Source organism: Sphingomonas sp. PP-CE-1A-559, from assembly GCF_004340965.1.
Taxonomy (GTDB): domain Bacteria; phylum Pseudomonadota; class Alphaproteobacteria; order Sphingomonadales; family Sphingomonadaceae; genus Sphingomonas.
In genome coordinates, this window is record NZ_SLYA01000004.1 from 206,557 (window position 1) to 222,922 (window position 16,366).

Consider the following 16,366-nt stretch of genomic DNA (forward strand, 5'->3'; position numbering starts at 1 on the left):
TGCGCGGCCCCTTGCCGGGCGGTGCGCGCTCACGCAACCGCCCTTTTCAGGCGATCGACCAGCCGGTCGCGCGCCGCCAACGGATCGGCGCGACGGTCGACGAGGATGTCACGAGCGAGGAAGTGACCGGTGAGGCGCAGGCCGTCAAAGATGTCGGGCCAGTCGGCTTCACCGCCGATCATCAGAAACTGCGGCAATCGCAGGAGCTTGCTTTCATACCCGAACGCCGCCCCGCGCGAGACGGCCGCGCCGCTTTTTGGCGATACGAAGCCGAGATCGTCGTCTGCCCCGGTCGCGACGCAGCGGTCGAGATCGAGTCCGAACCCCAGTTCAGCCAGCACCAGTAATTCGTACCGGACCAGCGCCGCCGCCCAGCCGCGGGCGGATGGCGCGCTCTCGATCGCACCCAGCACGCCGTCGAGCGCGTCGTGGATCTGCGGATAGGGCTGTGCTTCGGGGAGAGCGGAGGCGGCCAGCGCAGTCGCCCATTCGAGCGCACCGGCTGCGAGCGGCTCGCCGTGCAGCGTCGCGCGGCTGTGGATCAGCTCGGCGGTCAGCGAGGCCAGTTGCTCGCCGGTCCGCGCACGCCACTCGCCTTGGATGACGTTCGCCTGCAACAGCACCGGCCGCATCGCGCGCGACCGCCCGCCGCGGACGTAGCCAGGCTGCACGCCATCGTTCCGGGTCAGCGCGCGCACGATCGCGCCATGCTCGCCATGCTGGCGAACGGCGACGACGATGGCGGAGGCGCGGAGGTGCATGGGTTACCCTGTACCGCTCTCGCTCGAAGGAGAAGAGAGATTTAGCCGCGGATAGGCTCCGCCGTCACGCCGAGCGTTCGCAAGCCGAACCGAACCCTCTGTGCCACGACCGACGCGTGTCAGGTGCGCCGCGACCGGGGGCGTTCCGAGATCCAGTTCGACCACAGCTGTTCGGCTTGTCGCCAGCGCGTGCGCACCGGGTCGGGGCCGAGCGGGACGTCGCGCCGGTCGAGTTCGAGCACCGGGCGATCAGTGAAATGCGTGGTCGGCAGCACGTCACGCATCTCTGCGAGCATGGTGCACAACGCCTGGAAGCGGCGGACATGGACCGCGTTCGCGCGTGTGCCGCGGCGGTTGGCGAGTTCGAAGCCGTGGCTGACGATCGTCACCGCGGCATGGTGCGACACCGCCGCATGTTCGAGCGCGTCGTAGCTTTCGCCCGCGGACAAGGCGCAGAGCTGGAAGGTGCGGATCCTGCCGCGGAGGTCCTCGATCACCGTCACCGGGACTTCGACGATGCCGGTGCCGTTCGTGCGGCGGACCGGGGCGATCTGGCGGGCGGGAAGCGAGATACGGCTGGTGTGCGGCGCCTCCGACCCGTTGTGGCTGCTGTCATAGGCAAAGCCCAGGCCTTCGAGCGCGGTCAGCGTGTCGTCGTTCGCGGCATAGCTCCCTGCGCGAAACGCGATCGGGTGCGGCGCGCCGGCTTCGACCAGCAATTCCGTCGCGCGAACGAGCAGGTCGGTCTGCTCGGCAAGGCTGTACGTGTACAGTTGGAACCGGTCGTGCGCGACGCCGCGATCGCCCGCCCGCGCGCTGGTCCAGTTGGGGTGGAGGTGGAGCTGGACCTCCTGGCCGGCGTCCAGGATCGTCTCGATCATGCGGCGGATGGGGGCAGGCCCAAACGTGATCGCGGGCATCGGATCGACGAAGAAACACGCCTTCAGATTGTGCCGGGCGAGTTCCGCAAGTTGATACCCCAGACCGACCCCCGCCGGCTCCAGCGAACGCGCGTAGATCGCGTCGCAATCCAGACCGGCGGCATGGTGGCGCCACGCGAACTCGGTATCGATGGTCAGGAAGACAGGCGTAGTCACGGATTAGTATGTAACAATCAGTAGTGAAAATGGCGTCGCGATTTTATACAAATCAACTTGATTTGGGTTATAATTTTTTCCCGATCCGGGACGTCATCGTCTTTAGGTCCGCACGACCATCTGTGTGTTCTCGATCGACGGCCAAGTCCATGCGGCTACCGTGAATGATAGAAGTCGTAGACCTGCTGGGCGACGCCTGCCGATACGCCGGGTGCCTGCTGAAGATCCTGCAAGCTCGCGTTGCGGACCGCACGGCCGGTGCCGAAGTGCATCAGCAACGCCTTTTTGCGCGCGGGGCCGATGCCGGGGACTTCGTCGAGCGGGCTGGCGCCGATCGCCTTGCTGCGCTTGTCGCGGTGGACGCCGATCGCGAAGCGGTGGACCTCGTCGCGCAGGCGCTGGAGGTAGAACAGCACCGGGGCGTTGACGGGGAGCTGGAACTCGCGACCGTCGAGCATGTGGAACACCTCTCGCCCATCGCGGCCATGCTCCGGGCCCTTGGCGATCCCGACGAGGCACACGTCCTCGACGCCGATCTCCTCGAGCGCGGCCTTCACTGTGTTGAGCTGGCCCTTGCCGCCGTCGATTAGCACCAGGTCCGGCCAATCGCCCGAATCACGATCGGGGTCCTCGGCCTGCGCGCGCGAGAACCGCCGCGTGAACACTTCGCGCATCATCGCAAAATCGTCGCCCGGCGCGGTATCCTTGTTCTTGATATTGAACTTTCGATACTGACCCTTGCGGAAGCCTTCGGGCCCCGCGACGACCATCGCGCCGGTCGCGGCGGTGCCCTGGATGTGGCTGTTGTCGTAGATCTCGATGCGCTCGGGTGGCTCCGCGAGGTCGAACAGGTCGGCGACTTCGCGAAGCAGCTTGGCCTGCGTGGTCGATTCGGCTTGCCTGCGTTCGATCGCCTCGATCGCGTTGCGCTTGGCCTGGTCCATCAGGCGGCGGCGATCGCCACGCTGCGGGACCTGCAAAGCGATCTTGTAGCCGGCGCGTTCGCCTAGTGCTTCTGCAAGCAGCGCGCCTTCCGTCAGTTCGCGGTCGAGCAGGATCTGCTTGGGCGGCGGGACCTCCTCGTAGAATTGGCCGAGGAAGCTGGTCAGCACCTCGTCCTCGGGGACGTCGTTGGTATGTTGCGGGAAGAAGCTGCGATGCCCCCAGTTCTGGCCACCGCGGATGAAGAACGCCTGGATGCCGATCAGCCCGTCCTTGCACGCCATCGCGAAGATGTCGGCGTCGCCCACCCCTTCCGCGTTGATCGCCTGCGTGCCCTGGATGAAGGTGAGCGCACGGAGCCGATCGCGGAGCAGCGCCGCGAGTTCGAAGTCCATGTTCTCCGCGGCGGCCTGCATCTGCGCGCCGAGCTTGGCCTGCACGCCGGTCGACTTGCCGCCGAGGAACGCCTTCGCATCCTCGGTCAGTTCCCGGTACGCGGCCTCGTCGATCCGGCCGACGCACGGCGCCGAGCAGCGCTTGATTTGATAGAGCAAGCATGGGCGGTCGCGGGTCTTGAAGAAGCTGTCGGTGCAGCTGCGCAGGAGGAACAGCTTCTGGAGCGCGTTGAGCGTGTTGTTGACCGACCCGGCGCTGGCGAACGGACCATAGTAATTGCCCTTCGCCCGACGCGCGCCGCGGTGCTTCTGGACGCGCGGGAAGGCGTGGTCGTCGCGCAAGAGGATGAACGGGAAGCTCTTATCGTCGCGCAACAGCACGTTGTAGGCGGGGCGATAGCGCTTGATGAGCTGCGATTCGAGCAGCAGCGCCTCGGCTTCGTTGTTGGTGGTGACGATCGTCATCGACCGGGTCTGCGACACCATCCGCTGGAGGCGCTTGGTCAGCCGCTCGACCTGGACATAGTTCGCGACGCGGTTCCGCAGCGCACGCGCCTTGCCGACGTAGAGCACGTCGCCGCGCGCGTCCTGCATCCGGTAGACGCCGGGGCGGATCGGCAGCGTATCGAGCACGTTGCGGATGGCCGCCACGCCGGCCGCGAGATCTGGCGCTTCACCACCACCGCGGACCGCGAATGTGGACTTGTCTTCGTTGAACCGGTCGGGGGAATTGGGGGAGGACATCGCTGAGGAATCTAGGGAGTGCGAGGGGGTTATGCCAGCTTAAGACAGTGATGTTCACGCGAAGGCGCGAAGAGAAGGGAGGAGTTGGTTCACGCGGAGCCGCGGAGCCGCGGAGAGAAGGTTCGAGCGCCCGGCGTTCGCTCTCACGCTGCCGAAGGCTTACATCCGCTCGTGGCTGCTCGGTACATCATCCCGAGCCGCAACACCTCCGCGGCTCCGCGTCTCCGCGTGAACCCACCTTTTCTTCGCGCCTTCGCGCCTTAGCGTGAATCAATCTTACGCGCCCTACGGGCGAAGGCAGAAGGTCAGGTTTGGGCGAAGACCTTGGTGCCGACGATGCCGACAACGGTCACGGCCATGAAGCAGGCCTGGATGCCGCTGACCTTGTCGTCGAACAGGATGACGCCGCCGATGATCACGCCGATCGCGCCTGCGCCGGTCCAGATCGCGTAGGCGGTGCCCGCTGGGAGGCCGCGCATCGCGAGCGCGAGCAGGCCCATGTTGACGAAGCTGAGGACGATCGGAACGCTGGAAGCCTGCCAGGTGGCGAGCGTGGCGGCCCATTTGAGGCTGAGCGCCCAGCAGATTTCGGTGACGACCGCGACGGCGAGGATGAGCCAGGACATGAATGATCTCCAACGGGCTCAGATTGGAGACTCGGCCGCCGGAAACCCGAGAAGAGACGGCCGTCGATAATGATGGGTCGTGGGAGGGGCGTGCCCTCACCTTCCCACTGCTTCGCAGCGGGCCCCTTCCTCTCCCCCGAGGGGAGAGGAATAGAATTAGTTCAGGCGGCTGAGGCCGGAGATCGAGCGGTCGACCATCATGCGGTCGGCGGCAGCGTCGTGATGCTCGGCGATGAGGATGCCGGCAGCCTTCGCCGCAGCATCAGCCGCCCGCGCGCGGACTTCGGCGATTGCGGCGCGCTCGGCAGCGGCGATTTTGTCCTCGGCCATCTTCGCGCGGCGGGTCATCAGGTCTTCGGCACCAGCCTTCGCCTTGGCAATGATCGCCGCGGCTTCGGTGTGGGCATGGGCCTTCATGGCTTCGGCTTCGACGTGCGCGGTCTTGGCCTTTGCCTCATACTCGGTGCGGATCGCTTCGGCTTCGGCACGGAGCGCCTTGGCTTCGTCGAGCTGCGTACGGATGCCGGCGATGCGCGTGTCGAGCATCTTGCCGATCATCCCTGGAACCTTCTTCCAGATCATCAGCAGGATGACGACGATCATCGCCACCGCGACCCAGCCGGTCGAGGTCAGGCCGAGCGCGGTCGGATCGGGCACATGCTCGACGCCGCCGGGTGCGGCCGTGTGACCCTGGAGGCCCTGATTGTCGATCGCACCCTCGGGCGCCATGCCCTCGCCGTGGATGACCTTTGCGGCCGAATCTGGATTAGCCATGCGCCGTCGTCCTGCGTACCGCGTCGGTCGCCGCGTCCAGGCTGACCTGGAGGCCGGCTACCTTGGCGGCCAATTGCTGTGCTGCTTCGGCGGCGACACCCTGCAAGTTCGAGAGCGCCTCGGCCTTAGCGTTCGCGACCGCCAGATCGTGATGACCCAGACGCTCGGCGAGTTCGGCGTCGGCCGCATGGACCTGCTGCTCGAATGCGGTCGCCGCACGCTTCGCAGCGGCAGCCGTCTCGGCCTGCGCCGCGACGCGGGCCGCGTCCATTTCGGCCTGCCAGTTCGCCTGGACCGTATCGGCCTGCGTACGAGCAGCGACCGCTGCCGCCAGATCGCCCGCGATTCGGCCTTCGCGCGAGTCCACGTTGGACACGATCTTCGGCACCATTCCCTTGCCGATCCCGAAATACAGGATGCCGAAGGTGAGGAGCAGCCAGAAGATCTGCGAGGCGTAGGTAGCGGCTATCTGGGAAATCTGGGGCATGTCGGTCCTTCGTGAAACGGCCGGGCGCGGTCGCCCGGCCAATTCAGCGAGTTGTTAGGCGACGAACACGAGGATGATCATCGTGACGAAGGCGAGCAGACCGAGAAGCTCGGCTGCTGCGAAACCGATGAACAGACGGCCCTGCTGGCTGTCGGCTGCGCCCGGGTTGCGGAGAGCGCCGGCGAGGAACTGGGCGAACACGTTGCCCACGCCGAGTGCCGCGAGGCCCATGCCGATCGCTGCGAGGCCGGCACCGATCATCTTTGCTGCTTGTGCGTCCATGGTAAATTCCCTTTGAAAATCAGTTGGTAAATAGAAAACTTAGTGAAGGTTAACCGCGTCGTTCAGATAGACCGACGTCAGCAACGCGAACACGTATGCCTGGATCGCGGCGACCAGCAGCTCGAGCAGCGTGATGCCGATCATCAGCAGCATGCTCGGCGCGGTCACCAGGCCGATGTACATCCCACCGAGGTTCAGGCCGTTGATCACGAACGCGGCCAGCACCTTGAGCAGGATATGGCCTGCGGTCATCGCCACGAACAGTCGCAGACCGAGCGAGAACGGACGCACCAGGAACGACATCAGCTCGACCACGAAGATCAGCGGGATCATCAGTGCGGGTGTGCCGCTCGGCACGAACAGCGAGAAGAAGTGGAAGCCGTGCTTACCGAAGCCGACGAGCAGCACGATCGCGAAGCTGATCAGCGCCAGCACGCCGGTGACGGTCATGTGGCTGGTCACGGTGAACGGATGCACGCCGGGGACGATGCCGAACGGCAGGAGCCCGATGATGTTCGCGAACAGGATGAACATGAACAGCGAGAAGACATACGGCACGAAGCGCTTGCCGCCGGGGCCGACATTCTGCTCGAGCATGCCCGAGATGAAGCCGGTGAATCCCTCGACCGCCATCTGCCAGCGACCGGGGACGAGCTCACGCTTCATACCGCCGATCATAAACGCCCAAAGCGCGACCAGCGTCACCACCATCCACAATGCGGAATTGGTGAACGACAGGTCATAGCCACCAACGATCCAGTGCGAGCCGAACGCCGGCTCGATCAGGAACTGGTGCATCGGATCGATCTTGCCGCCCTGTTCTGCCGCCACGTGGAATCCCTGCCGTCTTGATACGACAAACGCCCGGTTACTCCGGGCGTTCGCCTGAAATTCGAATGATCTGCCTGAACGCGACCGCTATCCCGAGGAACAGCAGCACGATCAGTCCCCAAGGGCCAGTGCCGAACCAATGGTCAATCAACCACCCGATCAGCGCACTGCCGACAAGACTCCCGATGAGAGCGGAAATGACGCGATTGCCTTGCGAGTACCCCCGCTCGGCATCCGCCCCCTTCTGCCCCTTTGTCAGCGTTTCCCGATGCTGCGCCTCTCGCAATCGCTCATCGAGCGCGGAAAGTCGCGGATCTTCAACACCCTGGGGGTCCTGTCCGGGTTCGATCTCCGCCACGCACATTCCTCCACCTGATTTCGCATCGGGGGAGGAAGCAAGCAGCGACGAGCGATCCCGCCAAGGCGCGGTCCGTTTAGAAAAGGGGGGGGGGCAAGTCAACCGGTGTGACAGGGGTGTCATTAATCGAGGCGGCGGATGGGATTGGCGCGACGGCACTGAATATGAGGAAGGCGACTTCTTCTCCCCTCCCAGGAAGGGAGGGGCCGGGGGTGGGTCGGCCAGTTGGCTGGCGTCACGGTCCCCAAGCATCCGACCTACCCCCAACCCCTCCCTTGTCAGGGAGGGGAGCAGGTTAGGTCAAACGCAGCGCGAATCGCGTTCGGGCGCGCCGGCGGTGCGGGTCTTCCAGACGCCGTTCGGAGTCTTGTACTTCTCGCCGGGGTTGGTCTGCATGATCAGGTTGCAACCACTGGTGAAGGCGAGTTGCTCGACCGTCGCGCCGCTCGCCTGCGCCTTTGCCGTGTACGCCGATTTGCGCTGGATATTGATGTTGTTGACGAGCGCACGCAGGTCGCCGCTCGCGGCACCGACCAGGCCGAGATAGCCGTCGGGCTGTTCGCCGACCTCGCCCCCGGCACGCGCCGCGGCGTAGGCCGGATCGCGCTGCGCGGTTGCCGCGACAGACAGGCCACCGAGAGCCGCCGCTGCGGCAACCATCATAAGGACCTTGGTCTTCATCTTAGAATATCCCCGGATTCTGCTGGATCAACGATTTCGCCTCGCCATCGAGACGATAGACCACTTCCTGCGTGACGTTGATGTTGAGGTTGATCTCGATCGGCTTGTCGGGCGCCGACACGTTGATGCAGCCCGGCAAGGCCGCCGTCAGCCCGATAATCGCGATCGTCCTCGTCATCCTGCGCAAGATCGGCCTTTGCTCCAGCTTCTTCAATCCTGTTTCGGTCATGGCACGATCCTGCTTGCGGGAGGCTGAATGGTCGGGGGTTTAGGAGCCGGCGGCGCGGCTTGCTGCTGGAGCAAAGCCGGCAGGTTGCGCTGGATCAGCCGCTTCGGATCGTAGAAGCTCTGCGCCGAATCGAGCAGCCCGCGGAACGGCGCCTTGATCCGGATATTGAAGATGAACGGCAGTTTCTGCAGGCGACGGACGATGAAGTTCGCCTTTGCCCCCTCGCCCTGGCTGATCCCGGCGAACCGCACGTCGGTGACCATCTCGCCCGCGAGCGGCCCGTTCATGCCGACTCGCAACGACTGGTAGCGGAGCGACTTCAGCGCCTGGAACGCGATGTTCGCCCAGACGCCGAGATCCTTCTGGCTGAGATCGCCGACATAGGCGAGCGTGCCGCCGCCCGGCCGGACGCGCAGGTCGCCGCCCTCGATCCGGCCGCCGGTCTCGTCGAAGATCATCGGCAGCACGCCATCGAAGATGCCGGTCGCATCGAGATTCTTGAAATCGAACTGTTGCAAGAACTGGTCGGCCGCCATGTTGGCGACGTGGAACGTCATCCGCCGCTCGGACTGGGCGGAGAAATCGAGCAGCGTAGGATCGAGCGTCAGCGATCCACCCGCGAACGGCCACCGCCCGCCCTCGACCTGCACGCGCGCGCCGGGCAGCGTCTGGTAGCGGATCGTGCCGTCGCTGACCGGGATGCCGGGGTTGAGCGTGCGGATCGTCGCTACCTGCCCCGGTGCACTCTGGAGGTTGAGCAGGTCGGTGAAGCGGATCTCGGTGGCGATTCCCGTGACGGGACCAAATGCGGCGGCGAGATCGGTGCCGGCGGTGCGGAACACGCCGGTGCTCGTCACGCCGTCGGGGCTCCAGGCGATATGCCCCTCACCGCTGACCGTTCCGTTGACATCGGCGATCACGCCGAAGGTCAGCGGGGTTAGCGCGTCGGGTTGCAGCTTGTCCTTGGCGAACGCGATCGCGGGGACATTCAGGTCGGCCTTGCCGGCGCCGGCGCCGAGTGCGTGGGTCAGGGTGACGTCGGCGACCTTGGTGTTGGTGGTCGGCTCGAACAGCGTGCCCGCCGCGGTGATCGTGCCGTTGACCAGCGCGAGAGTCACAGTACGCGCGGCGAGCGGCTTGAACCTAGGCGTCGGCGAGGCATCGGACACCCCCATCGCGCCGGCGAGGTTCAGCGCGCCATTGACGAGCGTCCAGTCGCCTGCCGCATCGCCGAGCAACAGCGGCACGTTGGCGATCTGACCCGAGCCGCCCGTGAACGCGCCTGCCACGCCCTGCCCGGTCATGCGGCCCGTGACGGTGGCGAAATCGAGTTTCGTGATGCGTTCGGGCGCGCCGATTCGAGTCTGCACGCCATCGATGGCAAAGCCGCGATCCGCCAGCCGCACGGTCGCTCCCGCGGTGGCAAGCGTGATCGGGGTAGTGCCGAGTCGCCCACCCAGCTTGGCCGCGGCGATCTTCGCGCCGCCGCTAACCCGTGCGCCGTTGACCTGCACCAGCGCGCCATCGAGCGGGCACAAGGTCAGCCGCGAGGGATCAAGCACAAGCCCGGATATCGCGAGACGCTGCACGGCAAGCGGCGTGCAACCGGTGTTGACGACCAGCCGCCCGCGACCGTTCCACAGCGCCCCAACCGGCATCGACAGGCCATCGACCCGGTTGCCGGGACCGCCCGCACCGATCGATCCCCCGAGCGTGACACGCGTCGCGATCGAGGTTGCCCCGCCCGGCGTGGCGCTAAAGGTGACGGGCGTCAGCGCCAGTCGCGCGCTACCCGCCGCATAAGGCGCGATGGTGGCCACGCCGCGGATCGCCGCGCCCGGTTTCGCCTGCGCCAGCGACACGCGCGCCTCGGGCAAGCCGCCGCCGCGCATCGCTAGTACCGTGTCGAGCCGGACGCCGCCGTTCGGCCAACCGAACGCGACCCCGGTTCCGCCGCCGAGCGCCACTCGCGCACCGCTGGCGGACGCGAGCGCCAGACGCGACAGCACGGCCTGGCCGCGCCCACCGTTGACCCGCACGCGAAGGTCGGCGTCAGCGGCAAATCCGCGGCCGGCCTTCTGGACCGCCTGCGTTACCGCTTTAGCCAACGGCGCGACGGGCGTCCCGGCGCCCGCATCACCGATGCCCGTCAGTCCCGCGAGTCGCTTCTGCGCCACTGCCGCCCCGCTCGCCTGGACGCGCCCGTCGAACGCGATCTGCTGCCCGATCCGGTAGGTGCCCGCGAACGAAACCCGCCGCGCGCCGCCCTCGATCGTGCGAACGGTATCGGCGGCGATGTTCGCCTTGCCGCCGGTCGTCGCCGCGCTTCCGGTGAAGTCGATCGTGCCCCCGACACCCGCCAAAGTCGCACCCGGCGTCCGGGCCGCGCCTGTCTTGAGCGTCGCCTTACCCTGCCAGCGATCGAGCGCGGCGGAGAGGCCGACGTCCAGATCCGCCACGATCCGCTCCGCCTGCGTCGTCCCGCAGGCGAGCCGCGACACGCGCACCGGCCCCGTGATCGTCGGTTTCGCCGCGTCGATCCGTAGCTTCACCGTTGCCGCGAGCCGATCGATCACGCACCCGCCGACATCGAGCCGCTCGCTGATCGCTGCCAGCGTACCGCGGAACCCGTCGTCGAGCTTGCCGGAACCGGCGAGCTTCAGTCCGACGATCCCTTGCGGCGTCTCCAGCCGCATGCGCCCATCGGCGACCGATACGTCGAGCGCGGGCAACGCGAACGGCTTCCCCGACGGCGCCGGCAGCAGCTTGTCGATCGCGCCGAGCGAGACTTTCCCGTCCACCAGCCGCCCGCGCAGCCGGACCTTCCCCGCGCGCACGCCCTCCAGATACGGCCCCGACAACCCGACGCCGGTCCGCGTCTCGACCCAGTCCGCCACGAGATCGGGATGCGCCGGATCGCCGATCACGACGTTGCTCAGTCGCTGCCAACCCAGTGCGAGGTCGGTAATGTCGTACCGCACGGGCACGCCAACCTTGGCAAGTTCACGGTCGATGAATCCCTCGGCGACCGGCTTCCGCACCAGCCACAGCACGACCAGCGCGGCGATCAGGAGCAGCGCGATCCCCAGCGCAATGCGGCGGGCAGTCGCAGGACGGCGAGGATCGGCCCCGGGGTCGGCCCCCGTCTCGCTCGTCTCGGTCACCAACTCACTCCGCCACGCTTTCAAGGCCTGCATAGGCGGGAGCGAGGGCGTCATGCAATTGCCCAGGGATGTGCTAGCATCGCAAAATGACCGATCCGGACGAAGACGCTGACGTCCGGGGGGACGATCTGAAAGGCCATCGCGGTCGCCTTCGCAAACGCCTGTTCGAAGGCGGTAGCGACGCGCTGCTCGATCACGAACTCATCGAATATCTGCTCGCGATCGCGATCCCGCGCGGCGACACCAAGGCACTCGCCAAGGCACTGATGCGCGAGTTCGGCGGGATCGGTGGGGTGCTGACCGCGGATGCCGAGGCGCTCGGCCGGGTGAAGGGCATGGGCGAGATCTCGACCGCCGCGATCAAGATCGCACACGCCGCCGCGATCCGCCTGCTCCAGTCGCACGTCAGCGACCGCCCGGTGCTCGCCAACTGGCAGGCGCTGCTCGACTATCTCCGCGCGGACATGGCGCATCACGCGATCGAACGCTTTCGCGTGCTGCACCTCAACACCAAGAACATGCTGATTCGCGACGAGGTGATGAGCAAGGGCTCGATCGACCAAGCCGCGGTGTATGTCCGCGAAGTCATCCGCCGCGCGATCGACCTGGGCTCCGCGTCGATCATCCTCGTGCACAATCACCCGAGCGGCGACCCCTCCCCCAGCCGTGCCGATATCGACATCACGCGGACGATCGCTGAGGCGGGCAAGCGGCTCGGCATTACCGTCCACGACCATATCGTGATGGGTACCGGCGGCCATGTCAGCCTGCGTGCGCAAGGGTTGATCTGACGCAATCAGATAAAGGAGAAACATCCGAAACTCCTCGTGCCTTTTCATCCGTATCTTCGTTGTCACGGCAAAGGAATTGCATGTGGATAACAAGTTGCACGACGAAGCCTCGGAGGTAGCCGCCGAGCACGGTCAGGTCATGGTCGATGGGCCGGACGGCGTCGCCGTATCATTGACGCCCGACGCCGCGGCCGAAACTTCCGATCGGCTGCTCAATGCCGCCGTCGAGGCGCAGGGGCAGATCCTGGCTGAAACCCGTGTGGCGAAAGATCGGGTGCGCAAGGCCGACTGATCTACCGCAAGTCGTAGCTCTCCGATCTATAGTAGCGATATGCGCGACTATCGACCGGAGACGCGATGCGCCAGATCCTCTACATGAGTTCGAGCACCATAGCCGGCGACAAGGCCGATCTCGTGGGCATATTGCAGCAGTCCCGGCACAATAACGCGCTGCATGACATAACTGGGCTGTTGTGGTCGGACGGCACGCATTTTTTACAGGTGATCGAGGGACCGACCGCATTCGTCGAGGCGACCTTCGGCCGTATTACACAGGACGATCGTCATTACGATCTGTCGCTCCAGCACAATATCCCAATCCACGAACGACAGTTCGGCGCCTGGACGATGGCGCACCGGCGCGCGGACGATCCCGTCGATGCGTATGATGCGCGGATGCGACGCCTGCTCAACGGCGCGTCGCAGCGGGTGCGCGATCCGTTCCTCGCGCTGATGGCGACGGGTTCGCTGGACGGCTGACGTAACGAAGGCCGCCGGGCGCGAACCCGACGACCTTTATTAGTGTAATAGGACTTCACGAACACGCGGTTGCCATCAGCCCTGCGACAGGAAGCTGGTGACCTCGGTCTTGGTCAGCGACTTGCTCTTGTCGGTATCGGCCTGCGCGAAGGCGGCGGAGACCCATTTCTTGGTCTCGGGGGCGTCGGGCTTGGTCGACGGATCGGTCTTGCTCTTCAGCGCGACCATCCAGCCACCGAATTCTGTCGCGCTGAGCTTGCCGTCGCCGTTCTTGTCGTAGGTCGGGAACTCGGTGTCGACGACCTGTGCGACCTGGCTGCCGGTCGCGGGCTGCTCGCGCGCAGCGGGTTGCATCGGCACCGCATCGGTTGGCGTACCAGATGGGGCGGCCTGCCCGACAGCAGCACCGCCCGGCGTCGAAGTCTGCGGGGATGTCGTGGTCGTCTGCGCCAATACGGGTGCAGCAACCAGTGCCGCGCCGGCCAGCATAGCATATTTCAACATTGCATCTCTCCGGTGGTGTTCTACGCGTCTACTAAGCAGCGTTGCGACCATGCCTGATATTTACTCGGCATCGCGAACCGCTTGCCCACTCTATACGCGCCACATTGCCAGATTTATACCATGCGACGGGTGTTTGAACCTTCTCCTGCGTCCTGCTACCGCGTTTCGCGAGCAACCGCGGGCCAGATGGCTTGCGACGCCCTACCCTTCACGCTCCCGAGGAAACCCGATGGTCCCCCGCTATTCCCGCCCCGACATGGTCGCGATCTGGACGCCCGAAGCGCGCTTCAAGATCTGGTTCGAGATCGAGGCGCACGCCACCGACGCGCTCGCCGAACTCGGCGTAGTCCCCAAGGAAGCCGCCGCCGCGATCTGGGAAAAGGGCGCGTTCGAAGTCAACCGGATCGACGAGATCGAGCGCGAGACCAAGCACGACGTCATCGCCTTCCTGACCAACGTCGCCGAGCATGTAGGCCCCGAAGCGCGCTTCATGCACCAGGGGATGACCTCGTCGGACGTGCTCGACACGTGCCTTGCCGTGCAGCTGGCGAAGGCGAGCGATATCCTGATCGCCGATCTCGACGCACTGCTGGTGGTGCTCGAACGCCGCGCGCGCGAACACAAGATGACGCCGACGATCGGCCGCAGCCACGGCATCCATGCGGAGCCGGTGACGTTCGGGCTGAAGCTCGCGCAGGCGCACGCCGAGTTCGCGCGCAACCGCGCGCGGCTGGTGGCGGCGCGCGAGGACGTCGCGACCTGCGCAATCTCGGGCGCGGTGGGCACGTTCGCGAACATCGATCCGTTCGTCGAAGAGTATGTCGCGGGCAAGCTGGGTCTGTCGGTCGAACCCGTCTCGACGCAGGTGATCCCGCGCGATCGCCATGCTATGTTCTTTGCGACTTTGGGCGTGATCGCCAGCTCGATCGAGCGACTCGCGACCGAAGTACGTCACCTGCAGCGGACCGAAGTGCTCGAGGCGGAGGAATTCTTCTCGCCCGGCCAGAAGGGTTCGTCGGCGATGCCGCACAAGCGCAATCCGGTGCTGACCGAGAACCTCACCGGCCTCGCGCGGATGGTCCGCGGCTACGTCACGCCGGCGATGGAGAACGTCGCGTTGTGGCATGAGCGCGACATCTCGCACTCATCGGTCGAGCGGTACATCGGACCAGACGCGACGATCACGCTCGACTTCGCGCTCGCGCGACTGACCGGGGTGATGGACAAGCTGGTCGTGTACCCCGAGCGGATGTTGAAGAACCTCAACAAGATGGGTGGCCTGGTCCATTCGCAGCGGGTGCTGCTGGCGCTGACGCAGGCGGGGGTGAGCCGCGAGGACGCGTATCGGCTGGTCCAGCGCAACGCGATGAAGGTGTGGGATTCGGACGGCGCGCTGTCGCTGCTCGAATTGCTGAAGGCGGACCCGGAAGTGACGCTGTCGGATGCCGAACTCGAAGACAAGTTCGACCTCGGCTATCATTTGAAGCACGTCGACACGATTTTTGCACGGGTCTTCGGCGCGGCCTGAGGACTAAAGGCAAAGGTTACTCCCCTCCCTGAAAGGGAGGGGTTGGGGGTGGGTCGGCTGGCTCGAGCCACACCCGTCTGGCGCTTGCGGATGCCAACCCACCCCCTGCCCCTCCCTTTCAGGGAGGGGAGACCGTTGCGGATCGGCGGTGTAACGTCCGAAACGACCCAAATGCACGTAACGCAATTGCGATTACGTGTTACAAAATTGCGACAACGCGCAACTAAGCCCATATCCGGCTTGCCGGATATTGTTCCGGCATTGGAGACCTACCCATGCGCATGTTCGAAACCGTGACCAGCACCATGCTGGCGATCGCGGCTCAAGCGCTGGTGGTCGGGGTGGTCATCACCGCCTTCTGATCCATCGGCCCGCCCGCCCCCTCCCGAGGGGGCGCGGCTAGGCCGGCAGTTTCAAGACGCGCGAATAATCACTGCTTGCGTGGATAGCGCGCCGCGAATTCCTCGTCGGACATCACCAGATAGCGGATCATGTCGATCAACGCCCACGGCGCGCTGATGACCAAGCCGACGACCGTGAGCGTGAGCACCAGCATGACGATTCCCGAGCCGGTCCGGCCGAGGTAGAAGCGGTGGATGCCGAGCGTGCCGATCACGAACGCCATGACCGCGGCGACGTATTTGTTGCGGTCGTTGGTCGGGAGAGCCTCGGGCGGCACGGCACGCCGTGGGCCCGGCGCGGTGGGCATCGGGAAGACGCTGAGCGCGCGATCGTTGGCGGCCTCGAAATCGACTTCCAGGCCGATCGCGGGCTCGCCGCGGTGCGCCCAGTCTTCGCGGGCGAACCGGTAACGCTGTCCGTCTTGCCCGGCGACGAGACCTTCGCCCGTACGGGGATCGACGCCTAAAACCTGTCCGCGCATATCATTCCTCGGTGTTAGTTCGGCATTCTGGCGGATGATGCGAATCAGGCAAGCTCGAACTTACTCCCGGTGTCAGGCGGCAAGCGCGGTTTGACGCCAATGTCTGTCGTCGTCGTTGTCTGCATTCGTCGATCGCGTTTTCCGCGAGCGGACTGCACGCTTGTGCGCCTTTGCACCCGGACGGCAAGTAAAGACCCCGAGCCAGCGCGTCATGAAACCCCGAACGCGCAGGCTGGATGCCGCAGCGGCCAGCGCCATGAGAATGTCGAGATAGGCCGAAATCTCGAACGTCGTGATCCAGATCGCGACATCCGGGGCGGCCAGAGTGAGTAGTCGAATGCCGTCGCCTTCGCCGACGAGCGTGACCATCGCGGCCGTTAGCATCAGCAGGACCATGACCGCGGCATCGCCCCGCGTGAACCGTGCCAACCGCGCCGCAGGCTTGTCGATCAGCACTCGGCGCAATGCCTTGCCGATCGGCGTCTGGGGGGCGGTGGCCATGACCAGCCAACACGCTATCGCGGTGAAAA

Annotated in this window: 19 protein-coding genes; 4 read left to right on the forward strand and 15 right to left on the reverse strand. The window is 65.6% G+C overall.

The window, feature by feature from the left end; translation table 11 throughout:
* Positions 1 to 29: 29 nt before the first annotated feature.
* The 12 genes from recO to C8J42_RS14465 form a co-directional block, all read right to left on the reverse strand.
* Positions 30 to 761, reverse strand: a complete 732-nt coding sequence (gene recO, locus C8J42_RS14410; protein ID WP_133020611.1) for a DNA repair protein RecO — start codon at positions 759 to 761, stop codon at positions 30 to 32.
* Between the two features lie 119 nt (positions 762 to 880).
* Positions 881 to 1,858 (reverse strand): polysaccharide deacetylase, encoded by a 978-nt coding sequence (locus tag C8J42_RS14415; protein ID WP_133020612.1) that lies wholly within the window; start codon positions 1,856 to 1,858, stop codon positions 881 to 883.
* A 155-nt stretch (positions 1,859 to 2,013) separates the two neighbouring features.
* The gene (gene uvrC / locus C8J42_RS14420; RefSeq protein WP_056055419.1) at positions 2,014 to 3,939 is read right to left on the reverse strand and encodes an excinuclease ABC subunit UvrC; all 1,926 of its coding nucleotides are present in this window, start codon (positions 3,937 to 3,939) and stop codon (positions 2,014 to 2,016) included.
* 305 nt (positions 3,940 to 4,244) lie between these two features.
* Positions 4,245 to 4,565 (reverse strand): SMR family transporter, encoded by a 321-nt coding sequence (locus C8J42_RS14425; RefSeq protein ID WP_133020613.1) that lies wholly within the window; start codon positions 4,563 to 4,565, stop codon positions 4,245 to 4,247.
* A gap of 156 nt (positions 4,566 to 4,721) precedes the next feature.
* A complete protein-coding gene (locus tag C8J42_RS14430; RefSeq protein ID WP_243644477.1) occupies positions 4,722 to 5,294 on the reverse strand; it encodes a hypothetical protein in 573 nt (190 codons plus the stop codon).
* Positions 5,295 to 5,331: 37 nt separating this feature from the next.
* Positions 5,332 to 5,826 carry an ATPase gene (locus C8J42_RS14435; protein ID WP_056065115.1) on the reverse strand — a complete coding sequence of 165 codons (495 nt, stop codon included), beginning with the start codon at positions 5,824 to 5,826 and terminating at the stop codon, positions 5,332 to 5,334.
* Positions 5,827 to 5,880: 54 nt separating this feature from the next.
* Positions 5,881 to 6,108: a F0F1 ATP synthase subunit C gene (locus tag C8J42_RS14440; RefSeq protein WP_055873230.1), complete on the reverse strand. Its 228-nt coding sequence runs from the start codon at positions 6,106 to 6,108 to the stop codon at positions 5,881 to 5,883.
* A 39-nt stretch (positions 6,109 to 6,147) separates the two neighbouring features.
* On the reverse strand, positions 6,148 to 6,906 hold the full coding sequence (locus C8J42_RS14445; RefSeq protein ID WP_060527334.1) for a F0F1 ATP synthase subunit A: 759 nt from the start codon (positions 6,904 to 6,906) through the stop codon (positions 6,148 to 6,150).
* Between the two features lie 70 nt (positions 6,907 to 6,976).
* Positions 6,977 to 7,303 (reverse strand): AtpZ/AtpI family protein, encoded by a 327-nt coding sequence (locus C8J42_RS14450; protein ID WP_133020615.1) that lies wholly within the window; start codon positions 7,301 to 7,303, stop codon positions 6,977 to 6,979.
* Between the two features lie 294 nt (positions 7,304 to 7,597).
* A complete protein-coding gene (locus C8J42_RS14455) occupies positions 7,598 to 7,978 on the reverse strand; it encodes a YdbL family protein (RefSeq protein ID WP_093399745.1) in 381 nt (126 codons plus the stop codon).
* 1 nt (position 7,979) lies between these two features.
* Positions 7,980 to 8,156, reverse strand: a complete 177-nt coding sequence (locus tag C8J42_RS14460; RefSeq protein WP_082444354.1) for a YnbE family lipoprotein — start codon at positions 8,154 to 8,156, stop codon at positions 7,980 to 7,982.
* Positions 8,157 to 8,203: 47 nt separating this feature from the next.
* The gene (locus C8J42_RS14465) at positions 8,204 to 11,371 is read right to left on the reverse strand and encodes a YdbH domain-containing protein (RefSeq protein WP_243644450.1); all 3,168 of its coding nucleotides are present in this window, start codon (positions 11,369 to 11,371) and stop codon (positions 8,204 to 8,206) included.
* A gap of 86 nt (positions 11,372 to 11,457) precedes the next feature.
* On the opposite strand from C8J42_RS14465, the gene radC reads away from it, so the two are divergent.
* The 3 genes from radC (at position 11,458) to C8J42_RS14480 (ending at position 12,921) form a co-directional block, all read left to right on the forward strand.
* Positions 11,458 to 12,162, forward strand: coding sequence for a DNA repair protein RadC (gene radC / locus C8J42_RS14470; RefSeq protein ID WP_133020616.1), 705 nt, complete (start codon positions 11,458 to 11,460; stop codon positions 12,160 to 12,162).
* A gap of 82 nt (positions 12,163 to 12,244) precedes the next feature.
* Positions 12,245 to 12,454 (forward strand): hypothetical protein, encoded by a 210-nt coding sequence (locus tag C8J42_RS14475; RefSeq protein ID WP_243644452.1) that lies wholly within the window; start codon positions 12,245 to 12,247, stop codon positions 12,452 to 12,454.
* Between the two features lie 65 nt (positions 12,455 to 12,519).
* Complete coding sequence (locus tag C8J42_RS14480; RefSeq protein WP_133020618.1) at positions 12,520 to 12,921, forward strand: BLUF domain-containing protein; 402 nt, start codon at positions 12,520 to 12,522, stop codon at positions 12,919 to 12,921.
* A 75-nt stretch (positions 12,922 to 12,996) separates the two neighbouring features.
* On the opposite strand, the gene C8J42_RS14485 is transcribed toward C8J42_RS14480, so the two are convergent.
* Positions 12,997 to 13,425, reverse strand: coding sequence for an EF-hand domain-containing protein (locus C8J42_RS14485; RefSeq protein ID WP_133020619.1), 429 nt, complete (start codon positions 13,423 to 13,425; stop codon positions 12,997 to 12,999).
* Between the two features lie 229 nt (positions 13,426 to 13,654).
* On the opposite strand from C8J42_RS14485, the gene purB reads away from it, so the two are divergent.
* On the forward strand, positions 13,655 to 14,953 hold the full coding sequence (gene purB / locus C8J42_RS14490; protein ID WP_133020620.1) for an adenylosuccinate lyase: 1,299 nt from the start codon (positions 13,655 to 13,657) through the stop codon (positions 14,951 to 14,953).
* A gap of 430 nt (positions 14,954 to 15,383) precedes the next feature.
* Here purB and C8J42_RS14495 read toward each other — a convergent pair whose 3' ends face one another.
* Both C8J42_RS14495 and C8J42_RS14500 read right to left on the reverse strand, forming a co-directional pair.
* The gene (locus tag C8J42_RS14495) at positions 15,384 to 15,836 is read right to left on the reverse strand and encodes a TM2 domain-containing protein (protein ID WP_120301092.1); all 453 of its coding nucleotides are present in this window, start codon (positions 15,834 to 15,836) and stop codon (positions 15,384 to 15,386) included.
* Positions 15,837 to 15,908: 72 nt separating this feature from the next.
* Positions 15,909 to 16,337, reverse strand: coding sequence for a hypothetical protein (locus C8J42_RS14500; protein ID WP_120301093.1), 429 nt, complete (start codon positions 16,335 to 16,337; stop codon positions 15,909 to 15,911).
* Positions 16,338 to 16,366 lie beyond the last annotated feature (29 nt).